Origin of the sequence: Actinocrinis sp., assembly GCF_035650855.1 — a bacterium.
In the GTDB taxonomy this organism is placed as follows: domain Bacteria; phylum Actinomycetota; class Actinomycetes; order Streptomycetales; family Catenulisporaceae; genus Actinocrinis.
In genome coordinates, this window is record NZ_DASRGV010000155.1 from 1 (window position 1) to 4,762 (window position 4,762).

General features: G+C 69.7%; 5 protein-coding genes. 1 reads left to right on the plus strand and 4 read right to left on the minus strand.

The genetic code is table 11. The features are described 5' to 3' along the window. Positions 1-126: 126 nt before the first annotated feature. Genes VFB40_RS11890 through hppD form a run of 3 tightly spaced genes read right to left on the minus strand, consistent with a single transcriptional unit; the run spans position 127 to position 3,530 of the window. Entirely contained in the window at positions 127-1,101 is a 975-nt protein-coding gene (locus tag VFB40_RS11890; protein ID WP_324849925.1) for a hypothetical protein, read from the minus strand. Further along, complete coding sequence (locus VFB40_RS11895) at positions 1,098-2,294, minus strand: homogentisate 1,2-dioxygenase (RefSeq protein WP_324849927.1); 1,197 nt, start codon at positions 2,292-2,294, stop codon at positions 1,098-1,100. The genes VFB40_RS11890 and VFB40_RS11895 overlap by 4 nt, the downstream gene beginning before the upstream one ends. A 48-nt stretch (positions 2,295-2,342) precedes the next feature. Continuing rightward, complete coding sequence (hppD, locus tag VFB40_RS11900) at positions 2,343-3,530, minus strand: 4-hydroxyphenylpyruvate dioxygenase (protein WP_324849928.1); 1,188 nt, start codon at positions 3,528-3,530, stop codon at positions 2,343-2,345. Positions 3,531-3,660: 130 nt separating this feature from the next. On the opposite strand from hppD, the gene VFB40_RS11905 reads away from it, so the two are divergent. Then, positions 3,661-4,200, plus strand: a complete 540-nt coding sequence (locus tag VFB40_RS11905) for an Lrp/AsnC family transcriptional regulator (RefSeq protein WP_324849930.1) — start codon at positions 3,661-3,663, stop codon at positions 4,198-4,200. A gap of 22 nt (positions 4,201-4,222) precedes the next feature. Here VFB40_RS11905 and VFB40_RS11910 read toward each other — a convergent pair. After that, the coding region (locus tag VFB40_RS11910) for an aldose epimerase family protein (RefSeq protein ID WP_527249192.1) at positions 4,223-4,762 on the minus strand (540 nt) is incomplete at its 5' end.

A 4,762-nucleotide genomic window follows, 5' to 3' on the forward strand; every position in this document is an offset into this window, starting at 1 on the left:
TCGTCGGGCACGCCGCCGACCCAGGTCACGGCGTTCAATGTCCCAGCGCTCAATGTCCCAGCGCTCCGATTCCCGGCGCCCACTGTCTCAGTGTTCTCCGTCTCAGGACCCATCCGCGCTCCCGTCTCAGCTTCGGGGGACGACCAGGCCGAGCGCGACCAGATCGGCCAGCGGCTCGGCGATGCTGCACGTGCCGTACCCGGTGAACGCCGCGCGCGCCCGGATCACGGCGTCAGGCTCCAGACCGCGCAGAACATCGGCCAACCGCCCGGCCGACCGCTCGGCGAGCACGGCCGCGACCTCGGCCACGTCGCCGCCCTGGCAGGCCGCGTGCGTCGCTGTCAGGATATTGAGGAAGCCGTGGTGCTCGAAGCCGGTGGCCGGATCGGTGTGCCGGACGGCCTCGTGCAGTCCGGCGGTGCACTTGAACGGCAGGCCGCGCACGACGCAGCCGACGATGAAGCCGGCCAGTTCCTCCTCGGTGGGGAACGCCTGCGCCACGGTGCCACCGGTTCGTAGTTTGGCGCGGAAGGGGCTGTCGGCGACCGCGTCGAGCGCTTCGCCGAGCCCGTAACCGCGCCGTACCTCGATCACGCCGGCGACCTGCTCCGGCAGCGCGCTGCTCAGCGCCTGGGCCGCAGCCCCAGCGGCCTCGGCCGGCGTGCCTTCGCTCTGGCTGGCCAGTTCGACGCCGACGAGTTCGAGTCCTGGTTCGCTCGTCGCGGTCCGCAGGGCGTCCCGCAGCGCGCCCGGTCCGTCCGGGACGACCAGGACCAGCGAGACCGGGTCCGGCGGTCCGTCCATGCCGAGCGGACCGGCGGCGTGCAGCGCGCGCACTTCGTCGGTCACCGCGGGAAGGTGCTTGGCGCCGGCGAGGAACGGCCCGACCAGGTCGCGATACCAGGCGGTGCGGTGCCCGCGGTGCGCGGACACCGCCTGCGCGGCCGGAGCCTTCCCCGGCGGGAACATCGCCGCGTCGTCGCAGAGCTTTGCGAACAGCGGCGGGATCGCCTCACTCGGCCGTGGCGTGCCGCCGGGTCGCCCCGCCGCGCTGCCGGGGCGATGCGTCGGGATCGAGTCCGTCCCCGTCGGCCGGGTCACTGCGGACCCCGGCCCGACCAGGTCCAGGCGTATCCCTCGTCCTCGCTGGCGAAGCCGCCCTCGCCCAGCTCCAGCGGCTTGAAGGTGTCGACCATCACCGCCAGTTCGTCGAAGAACTCGACGCCGATGCTGCGCTCGTACGCGCCGGGCTGCGGGCCGTGCGCATGGCCGCCCGGGTGCAGCGAGATCGAACCCTGACCGATGCCAGAGCCCTTACGCGCCTCGTAGTTCCCGCCGCAGTAGAACATGACCTCGTCGGAGTCCACGTTCGAGTGGTAGTACGGCACCGGGATGGACAGCGGGTGGTAGTCCACCTTGCGCGGCACGAAGTTGCAGATGACGAAGTTCGCGCCCTCGAAGACCTGGTGCACGGGCGGCGGCTGGTGGACCCGGCCGGTGATCGGCTCGAAGTCCGCGACGTTGAACGTGTACGGGTACAGGCACCCGTCCCAGCCGACCACGTCGAACGGGTGGTACGGGCACACGTATCGCGTGCCCTTGATGCCCTGGGGCGTGCGGTGCTTGACGAGGACGGGCACGTCTTCGCCGTCGGCGGCCAGGGTTTCCTGCGGGCCGTGCAGATCGCGCTCGCAGTACGGCGAGTGCTCCAGCAACTGCCCGAACTTCGAAAGGTAGCGCCGGGCCGGCGTGATGTGGCTGTTCGCCTCGATCACATACGCGCGCAGCGGTTCGCCGTCCTCGGGCACCCAGCGGTGCGTCGTGGCGCGCGGCAGGATCACGTAGTCGCCCTGCCGCACCGGCAGCGCACCGAATACGGTCTCGACGACGCCTGAGCCGGACTCGATGTACACGCACTCGTCGCCGATCGCGTTGCGGTACAACGGCGAGGTCTCCCCCGCCACGGCGTACGAGATGCGCACGTCCGCGTTGCCCAGCACCAGCCGACGCCCGGTGACGACGTCCGTGCTCTTCCACTCCTGCCCCTCGGAGAGCGTGTGCAGCTTGAGGTGCCGGGGCTTGAGCGGATGGTTCGCGGTGAGGGTCTGGTCGGGCAGTTCCCACGGCGACGCGTCGACAATCGCCGAGGGGATGTAGCGGTGGTAGAGCAGGGAGGAGTCGGAGAAGAAGCCTTCCTCCCCCATCAGCTCCTCGTAGTACAGGCCGCCGTCCTCGCGCCGGTGCTGCGTGTGCCGCTTGGGCGGTACGTCGCCGACGGAGCGGTAGTACGCCATCGCAGCCTCCTTAGGCTCCGCGTGTTTCGGTGATGCGGTCTTCCAGCCTCAGAGGTTCCCGCGCCGGGCCTGCTCGCGCTCGATGGCCTCGAACAGGGCCTTGAAGTTGCCCTTGCCGAAGCCGAGCGAGCCGTGCCGCTCGATCAGTTCGAAGAACACGGTCGGGCGGTCCTGCACCGGCTTGGTGAAGATCTGCAGCAGGTAGCCGTCCTCGTCCCGGTCGGCCAGGATCCGCAGCTCGCGCAGGGTCTCCACGGGCACGCGGGTCTCGCCGACCCACTCACCCAGTGTGTCGTAGTAGGCGTCGGGCGTCTCCAGGAAGTCCACGCCCATCTCCCGCATCGCGCGCACGCTGGCCACGATGTCGTTGGTCGCCAGCGCCAGGTGCTGCACGCCGGGGCCGCCGTAGAACTCCAGGTACTCGTCGATCTGCGACTTCTTCTTGCCCGCGGCCGGCTCGTTGATCGGGAACTTCACCCGGTGGTTGCCGCTGGCCACCACCTTGGACATCAGCGCGGAGTACTCGGTGGCGATGTCCTCGCCGATGAACTCCTTGAGGTTGGTGAAGCCCATCACCCGGTTGTAGTAGGCGACCCACTCGTCCATCTGCTCGACGTTGCCGACGCAGTGGTCGATGGCCTGGAAGTAGCGGGCCGGGTGGTGCTCCGGCTTGGCATTGAAGAGCGGTCCGGCGGCGGCGAAGCCTGGCAGGAACGGGCCGTCGTAGCGGGAGCGGTCGACCAGGGTGTGCCGGGTCTGGCCGTACGTGGCGATCGCGGCGATGCGCACGGTGCCGTAGTCGTCCTGCAGATCGACGGGCTCAGCCAGGACCGTGGCGCCCTCCTCGCGTGCGTGCTCGACGGCCTTGTCCACATCCGGGACCTCGATCGCCAGGTCAACGACGCCGTCGCCGTGCGCGGCCACCGACTCGCCGACTGCGGACCCGGCGCGCACCTCGCCGGTGATCCGGAAGCGGGCCTTGCCGGAGGTCAGCACGTACTCGGCCACGTCGCGGCTGCCGGTCTCCGGGCCGCTGTAGGCAACGCACGTCATGCCGAAGGCGGTCGAGTAGTAGTGCGCGGCCTGTTTGGCGTTGCCGACGTAGAAGCGAATGTGGTCCATGCCGATGACGGGGAACGGGTCCGCCGCGTCGTCGTGCGGTATGGCGCCGATCAGTACGTCAGCCGGAACGTCGGTCGCCGCCGGGGTGGCTGCCTCGTGGGCGGTCTGGGTCATCGCCTGCCTCCAATGCCGAGGGTGAGGATGGAGAACTACGCCGAAGTAGAGCGGGACCCAGCGCTTGTGACAAGTTCAGCCGAATAAGCTAGACAATCTGCATAGCACATCGTCCGCCAAGGGAGCTGAGATGGAGCAACCGCGTAGGAAACTGGATCAGCTTGACGTGCTGCTGATCCGCGCCCTCTCGGAGAACCCGCGGGCAGGCTTCCTCGAGCTCTCCCGGATCACCAAGGTCTCGCGCGCCACGGTTCAGGCACGCGTGCAGCGGCTGGAGGCCGAGGGGGTGATCACCGGATACGGCCCGGACATCGATCTCGGCGCGGCCGGCTACCCGGTGCTGGCCTTCGTGACGCTGGAGATCGCCCAAGGCCGGCTCGATGAGATCACCGCGGAGCTGGGCAGGCTGCCGGAGGTCCTGGAGGCGCACGCGACGACCGGCCTGAGCGATGTGCACTGCAAGGTGGCCGCGCCGTCGAACGAGGGGCTTCAGGAGGCGCTGCTGCGGATCAACCGGATCCAGGCGGTGGTGCGCTCGACGAGCGTGATCGCGCTGTCTCCGGTTGTCGCTCCGCGCTATCTGCCGCTGCTGGCCGCTGAGCAGCGCGCGGCGCCGAGCCGGGTGCCCGCCTATCAGTCGGGCACCGCTCAGTCGGGCACCGCGCAATAGAGTGACGCGGTACCGCGCGGGGTCAGCGCAGGTGGGTGAAGCGGTACACCGTCTGAGAGCGGAAGGTCTGTCCCGGAAGCAGCACCGTGGACGGGAACTCCGGACGGTTCGGCGAGTCCGGGAAGTGCTGCGTCTCCAGCGCGACCGCGGCGCGCGGGCCGTAGTTGCGGCCCGAGATGCCGACCACCTCGCTCGGCAGCGCGTTGGCCGTGTAGAGCTGCACCCCCGGTTCGGTGGTCAGCAGTTCCATGGCCCGGCCACTCGCCGGGTCCGACAGGCTGCCGACCAGGCGCGGCTCGGCGGTGCGCCCGCCGTCGAGCAGGTAGCAGTGGTCGTATCCGCCGGCGCCCTTGAGCTGCTCGTGCGGGTCGCCGATGCGCGCGCCGAGCGGCGCTCCCGCGGTGAAGTCGAACGGCGTTCCGGCCACCGGCAGCGCCGCGTCGAGCGGGATCAGGGCCGCGTCGACCGGAAGGTATTCGGTCGCGGCGAGGGTGAGTACGTGCTCGTCGATGGTGCCGCTGCCCTCGCCGGAGAGATTGAAGAACGAATGGTTCGTCAGATT